Source organism: Aeromicrobium sp. Root472D3 (assembly GCF_001426485.1).
In the GTDB taxonomy this organism is placed as follows: domain Bacteria; phylum Actinomycetota; class Actinomycetes; order Propionibacteriales; family Nocardioidaceae; genus Aeromicrobium.
Genome location: NZ_LMET01000001.1, coordinates 1,233,408 through 1,251,149, shown reverse-complemented (window position 1 = coordinate 1,251,149; position 17,742 = coordinate 1,233,408). Strand labels below are relative to the sequence as shown.

Annotated in this window: 12 protein-coding genes; 3 read left to right on the top strand and 9 right to left on the bottom strand. The window is 69.0% G+C overall.

The genetic code is table 11. The features are described 5' to 3' along the window. Positions 1 to 4: 4 nt before the first annotated feature. Positions 5 to 1,150, top strand: coding sequence for a hypothetical protein (locus tag ASD10_RS06120; RefSeq protein ID WP_056606121.1), 1,146 nt, complete (start codon positions 5 to 7; stop codon positions 1,148 to 1,150). On the opposite strand, the gene ASD10_RS06115 is transcribed toward ASD10_RS06120, so the two are convergent. Continuing rightward, positions 1,129 to 1,590 (bottom strand): NUDIX hydrolase, encoded by a 462-nt coding sequence (locus ASD10_RS06115; protein WP_056606119.1) that lies wholly within the window; start codon positions 1,588 to 1,590, stop codon positions 1,129 to 1,131. The genes ASD10_RS06120 and ASD10_RS06115 overlap by 22 nt on opposite strands. Before the next feature lie 78 nt (positions 1,591 to 1,668). Between ASD10_RS06115 and ASD10_RS06110 the strand changes: the two genes are divergently transcribed. Both ASD10_RS06110 and ASD10_RS06105 read left to right on the top strand, forming a co-directional pair. Then, positions 1,669 to 2,793: an acyltransferase family protein gene (locus ASD10_RS06110; RefSeq protein ID WP_056606116.1), complete on the top strand. Its 1,125-nt coding sequence runs from the start codon at positions 1,669 to 1,671 to the stop codon at positions 2,791 to 2,793. Next, positions 2,790 to 3,587 carry a cutinase family protein gene (locus ASD10_RS06105; RefSeq protein ID WP_056606113.1) on the top strand — a complete coding sequence of 266 codons (798 nt, stop codon included), beginning with the start codon at positions 2,790 to 2,792 and terminating at the stop codon, positions 3,585 to 3,587. The genes ASD10_RS06110 and ASD10_RS06105 overlap by 4 nt, the downstream gene beginning before the upstream one ends. Before the next feature lie 99 nt (positions 3,588 to 3,686). Here ASD10_RS06105 and ASD10_RS06100 read toward each other — a convergent pair whose 3' ends face one another. The 8 genes from ASD10_RS06100 to ASD10_RS06065 form a co-directional block, all read right to left on the bottom strand. Further along, entirely contained in the window at positions 3,687 to 7,508 is a 3,822-nt protein-coding gene (locus tag ASD10_RS06100; RefSeq protein WP_056606107.1) for a DNA-directed RNA polymerase subunit beta', read from the bottom strand. 122 nt (positions 7,509 to 7,630) lie between these two features. Next, on the bottom strand, positions 7,631 to 11,092 hold the full coding sequence (rpoB, locus tag ASD10_RS06095) for a DNA-directed RNA polymerase subunit beta (protein ID WP_056606103.1): 3,462 nt from the start codon (positions 11,090 to 11,092) through the stop codon (positions 7,631 to 7,633). A 279-nt stretch (positions 11,093 to 11,371) separates the two neighbouring features. Continuing rightward, complete coding sequence (locus ASD10_RS06090) at positions 11,372 to 12,250, bottom strand: hypothetical protein (protein ID WP_056606101.1); 879 nt, start codon at positions 12,248 to 12,250, stop codon at positions 11,372 to 11,374. After that, a complete protein-coding gene (locus tag ASD10_RS06085) occupies positions 12,250 to 12,903 on the bottom strand; it encodes a hypothetical protein (protein WP_056606096.1) in 654 nt (217 codons plus the stop codon). The genes ASD10_RS06090 and ASD10_RS06085 overlap by 1 nt, the downstream gene beginning before the upstream one ends. Then, positions 12,873 to 14,105 (bottom strand): MCE family protein, encoded by a 1,233-nt coding sequence (locus tag ASD10_RS06080; RefSeq protein WP_056606092.1) that lies wholly within the window; start codon positions 14,103 to 14,105, stop codon positions 12,873 to 12,875. The genes ASD10_RS06085 and ASD10_RS06080 overlap by 31 nt, the downstream gene beginning before the upstream one ends. Beyond that, positions 14,102 to 15,544 carry an MCE family protein gene (locus ASD10_RS06075; RefSeq protein ID WP_056606086.1) on the bottom strand — a complete coding sequence of 481 codons (1,443 nt, stop codon included), beginning with the start codon at positions 15,542 to 15,544 and terminating at the stop codon, positions 14,102 to 14,104. The genes ASD10_RS06080 and ASD10_RS06075 overlap by 4 nt, the downstream gene beginning before the upstream one ends. After that, positions 15,544 to 16,761, bottom strand: a complete 1,218-nt coding sequence (locus ASD10_RS06070) for an MCE family protein (RefSeq protein WP_056606083.1) — start codon at positions 16,759 to 16,761, stop codon at positions 15,544 to 15,546. The genes ASD10_RS06075 and ASD10_RS06070 overlap by 1 nt, the downstream gene beginning before the upstream one ends. Continuing rightward, positions 16,758 to 17,735 carry an MCE family protein gene (locus tag ASD10_RS06065; RefSeq protein WP_235501768.1) on the bottom strand — a complete coding sequence of 326 codons (978 nt, stop codon included), beginning with the start codon at positions 17,733 to 17,735 and terminating at the stop codon, positions 16,758 to 16,760. Before ASD10_RS06065 ends, ASD10_RS06070 begins: the two co-directional genes overlap by 4 nt. Between the last annotated feature and the right edge of the window lie 7 nt (positions 17,736 to 17,742).

The window sequence follows — 17,742 nt, the reverse complement described above, 5'->3', positions numbered from 1 at the left end:
CGACATGGCCCGGACCTTCCGGCTGGCGGTGTCCGCCGTGGCGCTGATCGCTCTCGCCGCCTGCGACAGCACGGCCTCGAGCGACGGCGACGGTGACGGCACGACGCCGACGGCGACCGCGAGCACGACCGCCGCGCCCAACCTCTCCGACCACGAGTCGGGCCCCGAGAGCCCCATCGGCTACGGCCTCTACGTGCCCCAGGGCGCGACGCAGCTCGGCCCCCTCTTCCGCTACCGCAGCTCGCGGCTCATCGCGGCCTACCGCCCCGAGCTGCAGGCCCTCGAGGCCCAGCGCGCGGCCGAGGCGGCCGAGAAGGTCGCCGAGGACGAGGCCAACGGCACGCCGTCGCCGAGCCCCACGCCGACGCCCACGACCCGTCCGAGCCCCGACTCGTTCAAGCTGATCGGCGACGACGCGCCCCGCCCCGACACCTCCATCTCGCTGATGCGCATCGACGGCGACCCGACCGACGTCGTGCGCCGCGTGCTCGCGCAGATCGACGCCGCGATCCCCGACGCGAACCTCGTGCTCGACGACCTCTCGCAATACTGCACGTCGCAGGACCGCCGCGTCACGGGCTGCCAGGTCGTCGCGCGCGGCATGACCGAGGGCGAGCGCGAGATCCGCGTCACGATGTCGGTCGACGCCGGCGACCTCGCGACCCGCACGGCCTCCCCCGGGTCGATGACGCGCCCCGTCATGCAGCTCACCGCCGAGTACGTCGGCGACCCGCGGGCCGGACAGCTCGGACGCGACACGGGCAAGCTCGAGGACGTCACCGACATCGACGACCTCCCCGACCGCTCGGGCCTGATCTGGCCCCAGATGGACCTCGACGCCGACACCTCCACGCCGCTCGTCAACGGCTGGACGGCGCCCGAGTCGGCCACGCTGCTGCTGAGCGGCAACCGCCCGGCGTTCGTCGCCATGACGACCGAGCGGGCGGTCGACGCCGACCAGATCGCCGAGCAGTACGCCGTGGCCAACAGCCGCAAGGGCACCGTCACCAAGGACGTCGTCGAGGACCTCAACTCGGTCAGCACGATGTACGCGGTGCGCACCAAGGACGGCTCGATCGCCCGGTCGGTCTACATCCTGTCGGCGCGCGGCAACTACACGGCGCTGTTCTACACCCCGGCCACGAACTGATCCGCGTGGGCGAGCGCGTGCTCGACCATCGGCAGGACGGGCGACACGGCCGCCCCCACGTCGGCCACCGCGACCCAGCGCGCGACGTCGGTCGTGCCGCCGACGTCGACGACGTGCGGCTCGACCGTCGGGTCGACCTCGACGGCGTAGAGCAGGTGGACGCCGTGGTAGTCCTCCCACCGGTCGTCGCGTCCCTCCGCGACGACGTGGACGTCGTGCACGTCCACGAGCCGTGACGAGATGGCCTGCAGGCCCGTCTCCTCGTGCAGCTCGCGCACGACCGCGTCGTGGGGCGACTCGCCGTGGTCGACCCCACCGCCCGGCAGCGTCCACGACCCGGCGGGGTAGCCGACCGGCGAGATGCGGGTCAGCAGGATGCGCTCGCCCACGATGACCACGGCGTAGGCACCCAGGCGCTGCGTGCGGGTCGCGTCGGTCACGGGGGCCTCCTGGGGCGTCGTCGCCGATGTCGTCTCTCGCTTCGGCGAATTCGGTTCAGGCTATTAGAGTCGTGCACGATGAGTGCCCTCGACCCGCTGCCCGTCGCCACCGCTCCCCCGAAGGAGCGCGTGGCCTACCTCGACAACGCCCGGTACTGGGTCATGCTGCTGGTCGTCATCGGTCACTCGCTCACCGAGCTCGTCGTGATGGACTCCGCGCGCGGCGTCTACACGTGGATCTACTCGTTCCACATGCCGTTCTTCATCCTCATCTCGGGCTACACGGCGCGTCACTACATCGGCGACTTCCGGCAGATCCGCCGCATCGTGAGCACCCTGATCGTGCCGTACCTGCTGGTCGAGCTCAGCTTGCAGCTCATCACGCGCCACTACGACGGCACGCCGGAGAACCTGATGATCCTGTCGCCGCAGTGGCTCGGCTGGTTCCTGGCGGCGCTGTTCATCTGGCGCATCACGACCCCGATCTGGCGCGCGCTCAAGTACCCCATCACGACGTCGATCGTGATCTCGCTGCTCGCGGGGCTGATCGAGATCCCCAACGTCCTGGCGCTGCCCAAAGTGCTCGCGCTGCTGCCGTTCTGGGTCATCGGCCTGCACATGAACCGCGAGGTCTTCATGCGCCTCGGCGACGTCCGCATCCGCATCGTCTCGGTCGTCGTGCTGGTCTCGTCGTTCGTCGTGTGCCAGCTCTACGCCGGCACGTGGACGACCCAGTGGCTGCTGTGGAAGGACCGGTACTCCGAGGACCCGCTGTTCGCCGGTCCCTGGGACGGCATGATGACGCGCGGCTCGCTCCTGCTCGTCGGCGCCGTGCTGACGTTCGCGACGCTGTCGCTGATCCCCCGCGGTCGCTCGATCACGACGGTGCTCGGCGGCCGCACGTTCTACTGCTACCTGCTCCACGGGTTCATCATCATCCTGCTCGACCGCCAGTTCGACCTGTGGGCGCGTCTCGAGCAGTACGGGGCGGCCTCGGTCGTCGGGTGCATGGTCGTGGCGGTCGTCGTGGCGAACCTGCTGATGACCAAGCCCGTCGCGACGCTCTTCCGTCCGCTGTTCGAGCCCCGGCTGACGTGGCTGTTCCGCGAGGCCGAGCCGCCGTCGGTGCGCGTGCCGGCGTCGTCGGTCGAGCCCACGACCGCCTCGCCGCCGACGGACACCAAGCCGGCGCCGACCTCGTGACGCGGCGCCCGGGCCGCGCGGTCTCCGCCCTGGTCGCCGCCCTCGTGCTCGCGGGTTGCCGGGCACCGGCCGATCCGCCCGACCGGGACGCACGCGGCCCCTCGCACGACACGGGCACCGCGGCGGACCTCCTGGTCGCCGACCCGTGCGCCGACCTCGTCGTGATCGGCGCCCGCGGCTCGACGCAGGACGTCGGGCGCAACCTCGGCGTCGGCACGGAGGTGCGCGTGACCGTCGAGCAGCTGGCACGACGGCTCCACGCGCGCTCCGGCACCACGGTCCACGTCGACCCGGTGCGGTACGACTCCGCGGCGACCCCGACCGCGGCGGGCTTCCTGCGCAACACGGCCGCCGGCGGCGCACTGGCCCTGCAGCGCCTGTCCACGCTGGCCGACCGCTGCCCCGACAGCCGCTTCGCCCTGGTGGGCTTCAGCCAGGGTGCCCACGTCGTGCACACCGCGGCGACGTCGGTGCCGTCCGCCCTGGTGCCGCGCGTCGTGCTGGTCGCGATGATCGCCGACCCGTCGCACAACCCGGACGACCCCATCGCCCGGTACTCGTACGCTGCCGAGCCGACGCCGGGCCACGGGCGGCTGGGGGCCGGGCCGCGCATCCCGGACGACCTCAGGCGTGCGGCCATCAGCTTCTGCGTCGCCGGCGACGCGATCTGCAACGACCGCGGCGCGCCCGGCTCGGGCCAGTCGCCGACCCACCAGCACTTCTACGAGAAGACGTCGACCGCCCGGGTCACCGCCGACCGCCTCGACCGCGTGCTGCGCGCGCAGGGCGTCTGACCCGTCGGCGGCCGCACGGTCGATCGGCGACGACGCCCGCGCACGACGAAGCCCCCGGCCGAGATGGCCGGGGGCTTCGTCGTGACGTGGTGCTGTCGGTCAGCTGTTCTCGTACGACGTGAAGTCGAAGTCGTCGAGCTGGACGGGCGCAGCGCCCGTCTCGCCGAAGCCGTAGTCGTAGTCGCCGTAGCCGGTGACGGCGTAGGCGGCCTGACGTGCGGCCTCGGTCGGCTCGACCCGGATGTTGCGGTAGCGGTCGAGACCGGTACCCGCCGGGATGAGCTTTCCGATGATGATGTTCTCCTTCAGACCGCGCAGCGAGTCCGACTTGCCGTGGATGGCGGCGTCGGTCAGGACGCGGGTCGTCTCCTGGAAGGAGGCGGCCGACAGCCACGACTCGACGGCCAGCGAGGCCTTCGTGATGCCCATCAGGACCGGACGACCGGAGGCGGGGGTGCCGCCCTCGGCGACGACGCGCCGGTTCTCCTCCTCGAACTTCGCACGGTCGACCAGGTCACCGGGGATGAGCTGGGCGTCGCCCTGCTCGATGACCGTGACCCGACGGAGCATCTGGCGAACGATGATCTCGATGTGCTTGTCGTGGATGGCCACACCCTGCGAGCGGTAGACCTCCTGCACCTGGTCGACCAGGTGCTCCTGCGCACGACGGACACCCAGGATGCGCAGGACCTCCTGCGGATCGGGCGTGCCGTGCGTCAGCATCTGTCCGACCTCGACGTGGTCGCCGTCCTGGATCAGGAGACGAGCACGCTTGGTGACGGGGTACTCCAGGACGTCCGAGCCGTCGTCGGGGGTGACGACGAGCTTGCGCGTCTTGTCGGAGTCGTCGATGACGACCCGTCCGGCCGACTCGGTGATCGGCGCCTTGCCCTTGGGCTGACGCGCCTCGAACAGCTCGACGACGCGCGGCAGACCGTGCGTGATGTCGTCACCGGCCACACCACCGGTGTGGAAGGTACGCATCGTCAGCTGCGTGCCGGGCTCACCGATCGACTGGGCCGCGATGGTGCCGACGGCCTCGCCGATGTCGACGAGCTTGCCGGTGGCCAGCGAGCGGCCGTAGCACTTGGCGCACGTGCCGGCCTTGGCCTCGCACGTCAGGACCGTGCGGACCTTGATCTCCTCGACGCCCTCGGCGATCAGGCGGGCGATCTCGACGTCGCCGAGCTCACCGCCGGCCGGGATCAGGACGTCGCCGTCGGCGTTCGTGACATCGGTCGCCGCGGTGCGCGAGTAGGCCGCCGTCTCGACGTTCTCGGCGGCGGTCAGACGACCGTCGTCGAGCTTGGTCGCGATGACCTGCTTGAGACCGCGCTCGGTGCCGCAGTCCTCCTCGCGGATGATGACGTCCTGGCTGACGTCGACGAGTCGACGCGTCAGGTAGCCCGAGTCGGCGGTGCGCAGGGCCGTGTCGGCCAGTCCCTTGCGGGCGCCGTGGGTCGCGATGAAGTACTCGACGACCGACAGGCCCTCGCGGAAGTTGGCCTTGATGGGACGAGGGATGATCTCGCCCTTCGGGTTGGCCACGAGTCCACGCATACCGGCGATCTGACGGACCTGCATCATGTTTCCGCGGGCGCCCGAGTGGACCATCATCCAGATCGGGTTGTCCTCGTCGAAGCCCTTCTCCATCTCGGCGGACACCTCGGCCGTGGCCTGGGTCCAGATCTCGATGAGCTCCTGTCGACGCTCGTCCTCGGTGATCAGACCGCGGTCGAACTGCGTCTGCACCTTGGCCGCCTGGGTCTCGTAGCCACCCAGGATCTCCTGCTTGCGCGGGGGCGTCACGACGTCCTCGATCGAGACCGTCACGCCGGAGCGGGTGCCCCAGTGGAAGCCGGTGTCCTTGAGGTTGTCGAGGGCGTTGGCGACGTCGACCTTGCTGTAGCGCTCGGCCAGGTCGTTGACGATGACGCCGAGCTGCGACTTGCCGATCTGCTCGTTCACGAACGGGTAGTCGTCCGGCAGCGCCTCGTTGAAGATCGCACGACCCAGGGTCGTCTCGAGGATCTGGCCCTCGATGCGGATCTTGACGTGGCTCTGCAGCGAGATCTCGTGACGCTCGAAGGCCATCATCGCCTCGGGGACCGTGCTGAACGCGCGACCCTCGCCGATGTGCCCCGAGCGCTCGAGCGTCAGGAAGTACAGGCCGATGATCATGTCCTGGGTGGGCATCGTGACGGGACGACCGTCCGACGGCTTCAGGATGTTGTTCGTCGACAGCATCAGCACGCGTGCCTCGGCCTGGGCCTCGGCGCTCAGCGGCAGGTGCACCGCCATCTGGTCACCGTCGAAGTCGGCGTTGAACGCCGAGCAGACGAGCGGGTGGATCTGGATGGCCTTGCCCTCGATGAGCTGCGGCTCGAACGCCTGGATGCCCAGACGGTGCAGCGTGGGCGCGCGGTTGAGCAGCACGGGGTGCTCGGTGATGACCTCTTCGAGGACGTCCCACACGACCGGACGGGCCCGCTCGACCATGCGCTTGGCGCTCTTGATGTTCTGCGCGTGGTTCAGGTCGACCAGACGCTTCATGACGAACGGCTTGAACAGCTCGAGCGCCATCTGCTTGGGCAGACCGCACTGGTGCAGCTTGAGCTGCGGGCCGACGACGATGACCGAGCGGCCCGAGTAGTCGACGCGCTTGCCGAGCAGGTTCTGACGGAAACGACCCTGCTTGCCCTTGAGCATGTCGGAGATCGACTTGAGCGGGCGGTTGCCCGGTCCCGTGACGGGACGACCGCGACGGCCGTTGTCGAACAGCGAGTCGACGGCCTCCTGCAGCATCCGCTTCTCGTTGTTGACGATGATCTCCGGCGCGCCGAGGTCGAGCAGGCGCTTGAGCCGGTTGTTGCGGTTGATGACGCGGCGGTACAGGTCGTTGAGGTCGGACGTCGCGAAACGGCCACCGTCGAGCTGGACCATCGGGCGCAGCTCCGGCGGGATCACCGGGACGGCGTCCAGCACCATGCCGGCCGGGGCGTTGTTGCTGCCACGGAAGGCCTCGACGACCTTGAGACGCTTGAGGGCGCGGGTCTTCTTCTGGCCCTTGCCCGTCGCGATGATCTCCTTGAGCGACTCCTGCTCGGCGTCGAGGTCGAAGTCCTGCAGACGCTTCTGGATCGCCTTGGCGCCCATGAAGCCCTCGAAGTACTTGCCGAAGCGGTACGTCATCTCGCGGTAGAGCAGCTCGTCGCCCTCGAGGTCCTGGACCTTGAGGTTCTTGAAGCGGCTCCAGACCTCGTCGAGGCGGTCGATCTCGCGCTGGGCGCGGTCACGACGCTGCTTGGCCTCGCGCTCGGCGGAGTCCTTGACCTTGCGCTTGGCGTCGGCTTTGGCGCCCTCGTCCTCGAGGGCCTTGAGGTCCTCCTCGAGCTTCTGCATGCGCTCGTTGACCTCGTTGTCACGACGGCTCTCGAGCTGCTTGCGCTCGAGGTCGATCTTGGCCTCGAGGCTCGACAGGTCGGCGTGGCGCGCGTCCTCGTCGACCGTGGTGATCATGTAGGCCGCGAAGTAGATGACCTTCTCGAGGTCCTTCGGAGCCAGGTCGAGCAGGTAGCCCAGACGGCTCGGGACACCCTTGAAGTACCAGATGTGCGTGACGGGAGCGGCGAGCTCGATGTGGCCCATGCGCTCACGGCGCACCTTGGACCGCGTGACCTCGACGCCGCAGCGCTCGCAGATGATGCCCTTGAAGCGCACGCGCTTGTACTTGCCGCAGTAGCACTCCCAGTCCCGCGTGGGACCGAAGATCTTCTCGCAGAAGAGTCCGTCGCGCTCGGGCTTGAGCGTGCGGTAGTTGATCGTCTCGGGCTTCTTGACCTCGCCGAACGACCATCCGCGGATGTCGTCGGCGGTCGCGAGACCGATCCGGATTTGATCGAAGAAGTTCACGTCGAGCACGTTGGTCTTCTTTCCCTTTCAGAGGTTCTTGCTGATGGTGGATGAGTGTCTGAGTTCTCGAGGCCGACCGGCCTCGCGCTGAGGTGGAGCTGGAGGAGCAGGCTCCACCTCAGGCGACCGACTCAGACTTCTTCCACGCTGGAGGGCTCGCGCCGGGACAGGTCGATGCCGAGCTCTTCGGCGGCGCGGAAGAGATCCTCTTCCGCGTCGCGCATCTCGACAGCGGTTCCGTCGCTCGAGAGCACCTCGACGTTGAGACACAGCGACTGCATCTCCTTGACGAGAACCTTGAAGGACTCCGGGATACCCGGCTCCGGCACGTTCTCGCCCTTGACGATGGCCTCGTACACCTTGACGCGTCCGAGGATGTCGTCGGACTTGATGGTCAGGAGCTCCTGCAGCGCGTACGCCGCTCCGTAGGCCTCGAGGGCCCACACCTCCATCTCACCGAAGCGCTGTCCGCCGAACTGCGCCTTACCACCCAGGGGCTGCTGCGTGATCATCGAGTACGGACCCGTGGAGCGTGCGTGGATCTTGTCGTCGACCAGGTGGTGCAGCTTGAGCAGGTACATGTAGCCGACCGAGACGGGGTCGGGGAAGGGCTCGCCGGTACGACCGTCGAACAGCTTCGCCTTGCCGTCGCGCTTGACCATGCGCTCACCGTCGCGGTTCGGCAGGGTCGAGGCCAGGAGTCCCTGGATCTCGTCCTCGCGCGCACCGTCGAAGACCGGCGTGGCCACGTTGCTGTCGCGCGGGGCGCGGTCGGCGCCGATCGCGCGCAGGCGGTCGGCCCACTCGTCCTTCATGTCGGTGATGTCCCAGCCGGTCTTGGCGACCCAGCCGAGGTGCGTCTCCAGGACCTGTCCCACGTTCATGCGTCCGGGGATGCCGAGCGGGTTCAGGACGATGTCGACCGGCGTGCCGTCCTCGAGGAACGGCATGTCCTCGACCGGGTTGATCTTGGAGATGACGCCCTTGTTGCCGTGACGGCCGGCGAGCTTGTCACCGTTGGAGATCTTGCGCTTCTGGGCCACGTAGACGCGGACCAGCTGGTTGACGCCCGGCGAGAGCTCGTCGCCCTCGGCGGAGTCGAACACCCGGACGCCGATGACGGTGCCGGACTCGCCGTGCGGGACCTTCAGCGAGGTGTCGCGCACCTCGCGCGCCTTCTCGCCGAAGATCGCGCGGAGCAGGCGCTCCTCGGGGGTCAGCTCGGTCTCGCCCTTGGGCGTGACCTTGCCGACGAGGACGTCACCGTTGCCGACCTCGGCACCGATGCGGATGATGCCGCGCTCGTCGAGATCGGCCAGCATCTCCTCGGAGACGTTGGGGATGTCGCGCGTGATCTCCTCGGGGCCCAGCTTGGTGTCGCGGGCGTCGACCTCGTGCTCCTCGATGTGGATCGAGGTCAGCAGGTCGTCCTGGACGACGCGCTGGGACAGGATGATCGCGTCCTCGTAGTTGTGACCCTGCCAGGGCATGAAGGCGACGAGCAGGTTGGTGCCCAGCGCCATCTCGCCCTCGTCGGTGCAGGGGCCGTCGGCCAGCGGCGTGCCGACCTCGACGCGCTGACCGTGTGCCACCAGCGGACGCTGGTTGGTGCAGGTGCCCTGGTTGGAGCGCTTGAACTTGGCCAGGCGGTACGTGAAGTACGAGCCGTCGTCCTGCATGATCTCGATGGCGTCCGCGGACACCTCGTTGACCACGCCGGCGACCTTGGCGACCGTGACGTCACCGGCGTCGACGGCGGCACGGAACTCCATGCCGGTGCCGACGAGCGGCGCGTCGTTGCGGATCAGCGGGACGGCCTGACGCTGCATGTTCGAGCCCATCAGGGCGCGGTTCGCGTCGTCGTGCTCGAGGAACGGGATCAGGGCCGTGGCCACCGACACCATCTGGCGCGGCGAGACGTCCATGTAGTCGACGTCGGCGGCGGGACGCAGCTCGGCCTCGCCGCCCTTCTGACGCACCAGGACCATGTCCTCGGCGAAGGTCGACTGCTCGGTCAGGACCGAGTTGGCCTGCGCGACGATGTAGCGGTCCTCGTCGGTCGCGGTCAGGTAGTCGATCTGCTCGGTGACGGTGCCGTCGACGACCTTGCGGTACGGGGTCTCGACGAAGCCGAACGAGTTGATGCGGCCGTACGAGGCCAGCGAGCCGATCAGACCGATGTTCGGTCCCTCGGGGGTCTCGATGGGGCACATGCGGCCGTAGTGCGACGGGTGGACGTCGCGGACCTCGTAGCCGGCGCGCTCACGCGACAGACCACCCGGTCCGAGGGCCGACAGACGACGCTTGTGCGTCAGGCCCGCGAGCGGGTTGTTCTGGTCCATGAACTGCGACAGCTGGGACGTCCCGAAGAACTCCTTGAGCGCCGCGACGACCGGGCGGATGTTGATCAGGGTCTGCGGCGTGATGGCCTCGACGTCCTGGGTCGTCATGCGCTCGCGGACGACACGCTCCATGCGGGCCAGGCCCGTGCGGAGCTGGTTCTGGATCAGCTCGCCGACCGACCGCATGCGGCGGTTGCCGAAGTGGTCGATGTCGTCGGCCTCGACGATCGTCGAGCCCGCGGCGGTCTCGAGCTCGGTCTCGCCCGCGTGCAGCGCGACGATGTACTTGATCGTCGACACGATGTCGTCGATCGTCAGCGTCTGCTGGTCGAAGGCCTCGTCGGCGCCGAGCTTCTTGTTGATCTTGTAGCGACCGACCTTGGCCGTGTCGTAGCGCTTGGCGTTGAAGTAGTAGTTGTCCAGAAGGGTCTGGGCAGCTTCGCGGCTCGGCGGTTCGCCCGGACGCAGCTTGCGGTAGATGTCGAGCAGCGCGTCGTCCTGGCCGACGGTGTTGTCCTTCTCGAGCGTCAGGCGGATCGACTCGTACTGGCCGAACTCCTCGAGGATCTGCGCCTCGGACCAGCCGAGGGCCTTGAGCAGCACCGTGACGCTCTGCTTGCGCTTGCGGTCGAGGCGGACGCCGACCATGTCGCGCTTGTCGATCTCGAACTCGAGCCACGCACCACGCGAGGGGATGACCTTGGCGGTGTAGATGTCCTTGTCGGACGTCTTGTCGGGCGTGCGCTCGAAGTAGACGCCGGGCGAGCGGACCAGCTGGGACACCACGACACGCTCGGTGCCGTTGATGATGAAGGTGCCCTTGTCGGTCATGAGCGGGAAGTCGCCCATGAAGACGGTCTGGCTCTTGATCTCGCCGGTCTCGTTGTTCATGAACTCGGCCGTGACGAACAGCGGCGCGGCGTACGTGACGTCGCGGTCCTTGCAGTCGTCGACCGAATACTTGGGGGGCTCGAACCGGTGGTCGCGGAACGACAAGCTCATCGTCTCGGAGAAGTCCTCGATCGGCGAGATCTCCTCGAAGATCTCCTCCAGACCGGACTTGGTGGACACGTCGGTGCGGCCGGCTGCAAGAGCGGCTTCGACACCTTCCTGCCACTTCTCGTCGCCGATCAGCCAAGCGAAGCTGTCGGTCTGCAGAGCGAGAAGCTCCGGGACCTCGAGGGGTTCTGCAATTTTGGCGAACGAGATACGGCGGGGCTGAACAGATGCGGAGGTGCGCGAGGCGGCCAAGAGGGGTCCTTCCAAGGGCTCGCAGGCGGGTGGCTCGTGAGGTCGTGCTCCGCGCACGCCAATCGACCCCGGTCAAGGGGCGCCTGTCCGACTCGATCAGGAGAAGGGCAGGACAAGGCGAGCGCGAAAGTTCAGTGTAACCCGGGAGCCACGCCGAAGCAAGGGCGGGCCTTGACAACGGGCCGCAAATAGGTGACGCTATTTGGCTTTTCGCTCCGACTCGACGGTTTCGGCCTGCAACGGCAACGAATACACGAGGCCGACGTCAGTCCGATGGCGTCACAGGGCGCGGATGTTCGCGACGCGCCAGCCGTCGTCGCCCTTGACCATCGACACCTTGATGCGGTTCGCGAAGACCGTGGGCTGCGTCGCGTCGCCCACGAGCCGCGCCTGGTCGACGAACACCAGCACCTCGGCCTTGCTCGACGAGCAGTCGTCGCCGCACGGCAGGGCGGCCGCCTCGCGCGCGGCGGCCTCGACCACGATCTTGCGCTGGGGCGCGAGCTCGGTCAGGGCCGGAGCGATCTTGTCGAACTCCTTGGCGAACGTCGGCGTCATGAGCGCCTTCGAGGCGGTCAGGTGCTGGTCGAGCTCGTCGTACCGGTACGAGAAGATCGTCTCGGCCGCGCTCGCGGCCGCCGACGACGCCTGGCGGTCCGTCGTGTCGAGGTCGTCCGACGCCCCCGGGGGGTTGACGAGCAGGAACACGCCCACGACCAGCGAGGCCAGCGCCAGCAGGGTCGCCGGGACGAGCCACAGCAGGTCGCGCCGGGCGGGCCGCGACCCCGGGCGCTCGACGTAGGTCGACCGCTCGGCCGACGCCGCCGATCGCGTCGGCACCTTCGGGGCGAGCGGACGCGCGACCGTCGGGCGGCGGGCGGCCGGGGCCGCGGCGGGTGCGGCCTCGGTGGCCGGCGTCTCCTCCGTGGTCGGCGCCGTCTTCACGTTCGGGGTCTTCTTCGCGCTGGGGGTCTTCTTCGCGCTCGGGGTCTTCTTCGCGCTCGGGGCCTTGGTGACACCGGCGCCCGCTGCCGGCACGGGCTTGGGGGCGACCGGCTTGCGGGCGACCCTCTTGGCCGGGGTCTTGGCGGCCGGGGCCGCGGGGGGAGCCTCGCCGGCGATGCGCCGGCGCCGGACGGGTCCGTTCGACTCGCTCATCACTGACCTCCGTCCGTCGTCGGTGCCGGTGTCGTGGGCGCCGGCGTGGTGGGCGCGGCGTCGCTCGGGACCGGCGTCGTCGCGGACGGATCGGTCGGGGCAGGTGTCGCCTGGGCGTCGACGGAGGCGACGCTCTCGAAGTTGGACACGAGCCACTCCCCCTTGGTCTGCGTGAACGTGACCTTCCAGCGGAAGAAGCGCTTGACCGCCGCGGCGTTGTCCGTGTTGGTGATCGAGGCGTCGACCGCGACGATCGCCGTCGCCGAGTCCTGGTCGATGCTGTCGATCGCGACGCCCTGGACCTTCGCGTCGCCGCTCTTCTGCTGCTTGGTCTCGAGCGCTCCGAAGACCGCGTTGGTGATCTCGACGAACTGCTTGTCGTACGCCGGGGTCAGCAGGCCCTTCAGGCGGGCCTGGTAGTCGGCCAGGTCGGCGACGTCGTACGTGTTGTACGCGACCGCGAAGTCGTTGGCCCGCGAGGCCACCTGGTTGCGGGCCGCCCGGTCGTCGTCGTCTCCGCCGATCCGCGGCAGCACCAGCGCACCCACGAGCGCCAGCACGAGGCCGAGGGCGAACGTCCCGGCGAGGATGCGGATGACGAGGGGGCGGGCGGACCAGCCGGTCAGCGGGTCACCGGATCGCTCAACAGCCACTTCCAGGAGTCCTTTCCGGTTGCCGTGGGGCCGTCGTGCGTGACGTTCCCGGCGGCGGAGCGGCGCAGCTCGGTCTTCGACGGCTGGCGCGCGATCGTGTTGTCCTCGACCTTACAGTCCGTGTTCACGTCGAACGGGATGTCGCCGATCTGTCCCTCGGGCTGACGCTTGCGGTAGCCCGAGGCGTCGCCGCCGTCCTTGACGTAGGAGCAGGTGGGGGTCGTGTCGGTCAGCACCAGGCCGAACTTGGCGTTGTACTCACCCGTCTCCTTCGAGCCGGCCGTGTCGGGCACGAGTGCCGTGAACGATCCCTCGAGCAGGTAGGGGTACAGGATGAACACGGCCTGCAGGCCGAGCACGTTGTCGGCCAGCGGCTTGTTGGCGATGACCAGGTCGCGCACGGCGTTGCCGAGATCGGTGGAGTTCTCGTCGACGACGGCGTCGACGGTCGCCGCCGCGTCGCCACCCTTGTCGAGCAGGCGTCGCAGGTCGGGGTCGGCGTCCACCAGCGTGCCCGACAGCAGCGCCAGGTTCTTGGAGAACGTCGCGATCGAGTCGCTCTTGTCGATCTGCGTCTGGAGCACGCTGTCGGAGTTGCGGATCAGCGAGCGCGTCACGTCGATGTTGTCGTCGGCGGCCTTGATGAACTCCGAGGAGGTGTCGAGGATCCGCGCGAGGTCGGGACCGGCCCCGTCGAAGGCCTGGCCGAGCTCGTCGACGACGGTGCGCAGGTTGTCGGTGTTGACCGACGTGACCACGTTGTTGACGTCGACCAGCAGGGTCGTGGTGTCGATCGGGATGCGGGTGCGGTCCTGCGGGATCGCCGAGCCCGCCGCGAGGTACGGCGCCGTCGCCGACCGGGGCTGCAGGTCGATGTACTGCTCGCCGATCGCGGACTTGTTGGCGACGATGGCCTCGACGTCGGCCGGGATCTGCGGGGCGCTCTTCTCGATGTCCATCGTGGCGCGGACGCCGCCGGCCTCGAACTGCAGGCGGCTGACCTTGCCGACCGCGATGCCGCGGTACGTGACCTGCGCGCCGGCGAAGATGCCGCCGGAGTCGCTGAACTGCGCCGAGATCGGGTAGCTGCGGTCGACGACCAGTCGGTCGAGCTGCGCGTAGCGGCCTCCCACGAACGTGCCGCCGATGACGGTCACGATCGCGAAGATGATGAGCTGGATCTTGGTCAGCCTGGTGATCACGGGGCCACCGCCGGTTCGATGAAGAGGGCTTCGAGGTCGGCCGATGCCGCGGAGGCCGCCGGTGCCCGGCAGGTGCCGAACAGCGAGCACAGGAAGCCGCCCGACGACGAGCCCGAGGACGGGGACGTCGTGGGGGCCGGGGTCGTCGCCGCGCTCGACGGCTGGCCGCTGCCGCCACCGCCGCCGGATCCGGAGCCGCCGCCCGAGGAGGGCTGCCCCAGGCCCGGGAGGCCGGAGCCGCCCGGCATCAGGTCGTTGACGAGGTCGCGCAGACCGTCGGTCGGATCGGCGCCCGGGTCGAGCTGCGGGACGTCAGGCGTGGCCGGGACGTCGGACGCGCTCGGCGAGGTGCCGGCCGGCAGGACGTTCGTCAGGTCGAAGTCGCCCAGGATGTTGGTCAGCTGCTCGACCCCGAGGTTGAGCTTGACCGACAGGTTCGCGAAGTCGCCGAAGCAGGCGCCTTCCTTGATCTCAGCCTGCCCCGGTGCCTTGTCCTGGCAGCGTCCGGTGGCGGCGGCGACGCTGCCGCCGACGAAGCCGTCGGTGAACGGGAACGACAGCAGCGCCTGCGTCGACGTCGCGAGGTCGTCGCCGGCCCGCGTCAGGTTGGTCAGCGTCGGCACGAGCGCCTTCAGGTCGGCGACCGTGTCGGCCTTGGAGTCGCGGATGACACCCGTCGCGACGTCGCCCAGACGGTCGAGCGACTGCAGCAGGCCGACGAGCTCGTCGCGCTGGTCGTTGACGACCCGCAGCGCCTCGGGCAGCTCGTCGAGCGCACCCGTGATGGCGTCGGTCTGGTCGTTGGCCGCGATCGAGAGCCGGTTGACCTTCTCCAGCGACGTCAGCAGCGCTTCCTTGTTCTGGTCGAGCTGGCCGATGAACTCCGACGTCGTCGACACGAGCTCGCGGATCTCGGGCTCGTTGCCGCCCAGCGCGTTGTTCAGCTCGCGCACGATCGTGTTGGTCTTCTCGAGGCCGCCTCCGTTGAACAGCAGGGACGCGGCACCGAGCACCTCCTCGACCTCGGGGTTGCGGCCCGAGCGGTCGAGCGGGATCTCGTCGCCGTTGCCGAGCGAGCCGACCGCACCGTTGGTCGGCGGCGCCAGCGAGACGAACTTCTCGCCCAGCAGGCTGGTCTGGCGGATCGTGGCGATCGCGTTGTCGGGCAGCTCCGCGTCACGGTTGATCTCGACCGTCACGAGGGCCGTCCAGCCCTCGAGCTCGATGTCGGTCACCTTGCCGACCGCGATGTCGTTGACCCGCACGGCGCTCTGCGGCACGAGGTCGAGGACGTCGCGGAACTTGATCTTGACCGAGTAGGGGTCGTTGCCGAGGTCGGCACCGCCCGGCAGCGGCAGCTGGTACGGCGAGAAGCCGCAGCCGCTGAGGACCAGCGTTCCGGCCAGGGCCATCACGCCGCCGACGATCCGTCGTCTCATCACTGCACCGCCAACATGTCGGCGACCGAGGAGTTGACCTTCTCGATCCGGGGAGCGGGGGTCGTGCTGGCCGCCGCGGCGCGGGGCAGGTCGGTCGAGGCCGCGCCCGGGGTGGCCGCACCGCCGGTCAGCCCGCCGGTCAGGCCGCCCAGGAGGTCGGTCAGCGCCGAGCAGCCGGTCTCGGTGGGGGCCTGGCCGAGGATGTTGCACAGCAGGCCCGCCGGGTCGCCGAGCGTGCCGGAGATCAGCTCGGGGATGTCGGCCCGGGTGTCGAGCGTGCCGGTCGTGCCGTTGTACGCCAGCGCGACGTTCGACAGGGCCGTGGGCGCCGCGATCGTCGCCTGCTCGAGCTCGTCCTTGCGCTGGGCCAGGACGTTGGCCAGCGAGGCGATGTTGTCGACGTTGCCGCGCAGGGCGCTGCGGTTCTCCTTGACGAGCCCGTTGACGTCGACCAGGGCCTTGCTGAGCGCCTCGAGCGTGCCGGCGAGGTCGTCGCGTTCGCCCGCCAGCACCGTCGAGACCTCGGCGGTGCTGTCGTTGAACGCCCGGACCGACTGGTCGTTGGTCTTGAGCAGCGTGACGAAGTCGTTGACCTCGCGCAGGCCGCCGAACAGCTCGTCCTTGTTGTTCGACAGCGTCGTGCTGAGCTTGCCGAAGTTCTTCAGCGTCTCGTTGAGCTGGGCGCCCTGGCCGTCGAGCTGGGCCGCGGTGCCGTCGACGAGCTGGCTGAGCGGACCCTCGGCGGCGCCGTCCTTGGGCCCGAGGGCGACCGAGAGGTCGTCGAGCGACTGGTAGACCGCGTCGAGCTCGACCGGCACGGCCGTGCGCTCGACCGGCAGGAAGGCGTCGTCCTTGAGCGTCGCTCCCCCGTCGTAGGCCGGTGCGAGCTGGATGAAGCGGTCGCCGACGATCGAGGGCGACACCACGACGGCCTTGACGTCGGCCGGGAGCTTCTGCTGGCCGTCGTAGGCGATCTTGACGCGGACGACCTGACCGCGCGGCGTCAGGCTCTCGACCGTGCCGACCTTGACGCCGAGGATCTTGACCTCGGAGCCCTTGTAGACCGAGTTGGTCTGGTCGAAGTCGACCGTCAGGTAGCGCTTGCCGTCGCCGTTGTTGAGGAACAGCAGGGTCGCCGCGATCAGCAGCAGGACGATGACGGCCACCAGGACCTTGGAGAAGCCCGCGAAGCGCTGGGCGATGGACGAGTTCGTCATGGCGTGGCCACCTTCGGCGTCAGTGCATCGGTGAGCTGTTCGCCCAGCCCCGACAGCGACGTCAGGCCGCCGAGGTAGGTGTCGAACCACGGGCCCGTGCCGAGCGCGTTGGCGAACACCGTCGTGAAGCCCGGGTAGACGCGCAGTGCCTCGTCGATGCTGGCCTCGTTCTTGCGGAGCATGTCGGTCACGGTGTCGAGCTGCTTGAGCGCGGGCAGGAGGTCCGACTTCGTGTCCTTGACCAGCCCGCGCAGCTGGGCCGAGATGGTCTGCGTCGACACCAGCAGGCGGTGGATCGAGTCGCGCCGGGCGCTGATCGCCTGGAACAGCGTGTCGGCGTCCTTGAACAGCGTGACGAGCTGGTCGTTGCGGCTGTTCAGCACGCTCGAGACCTTCTTGAGGTTGACCAGCAGCGTGTTGATCTGCTCGTCGCGCGCCGCGAGGTTGCGGGACAGGTCGGACACGCCCTTGATGGCCCCGCGGAACTCCTCGGGCGTCTGGGCCGAGATCTCGCCGAGCGTCGTGAGCGCCTCGGACAGCTGCGGGATGTCGAGCTGGTCGGTCGTGCGGCTCAGGTCGGAGAAGGCCTGCACGACGTCGTACGGCGCGACGGTGCGCGCGAGCGGGATCGTGCTGCCCTTGGCCAGCTGCCCCTTGCCCTCGGGGGTCAGCGCCAGGAACTCGGCGCCCAGCAGGGTGCGGATGCGGATGTCGGCACCGGTCTGCGGCCCGAACCGGGTGCCCTTGTCGATCTTGAAGGTCACCCGCACCTTGTTGCCGTCGAGCTCGATGTCCTGCACCTTGCCGACCGAGACGCCGGCGACGCGCACCTCGTTGCCGGTCTTGAGCGAGCCGATCTCGGCGAACTCGGCGTGGTAGACGTCGCCGCTGCCGATGATCGGCAGGCGGTCGGCGCGGAAGGCGCCGAGCATCATGGCGGCGATGATCGTCAGGCCGATCAGGCCGATGATCACGGAATTG

Bases quoted from the DNA above. Each gene is read 5' to 3' on its own strand.
- ASD10_RS06120 (WP_056606121.1), top strand. From the start codon at position 5: ATGGCCCGGACCTTCCGGCTGGCGGTGTCCGCCGTGGCGCTGATCGCT.
- ASD10_RS06110 (WP_056606116.1), top strand. From the start codon at position 1,669: ATGAGTGCCCTCGACCCGCTGCCCGTCGCCACCGCTCCCCCGAAGGAG.
- ASD10_RS06090 (WP_056606101.1), bottom strand. From the start codon at position 12,250: ATGAGCGAGTCGAACGGACCCGTCCGGCGCCGGCGCATCGCCGGCGAG.
- ASD10_RS06075 (WP_056606086.1), bottom strand. From the start codon at position 15,544: ATGAGACGACGGATCGTCGGCGGCGTGATGGCCCTGGCCGGAACGCTG.
- ASD10_RS06070 (WP_056606083.1), bottom strand. From the start codon at position 16,761: ATGACGAACTCGTCCATCGCCCAGCGCTTCGCGGGCTTCTCCAAGGTC.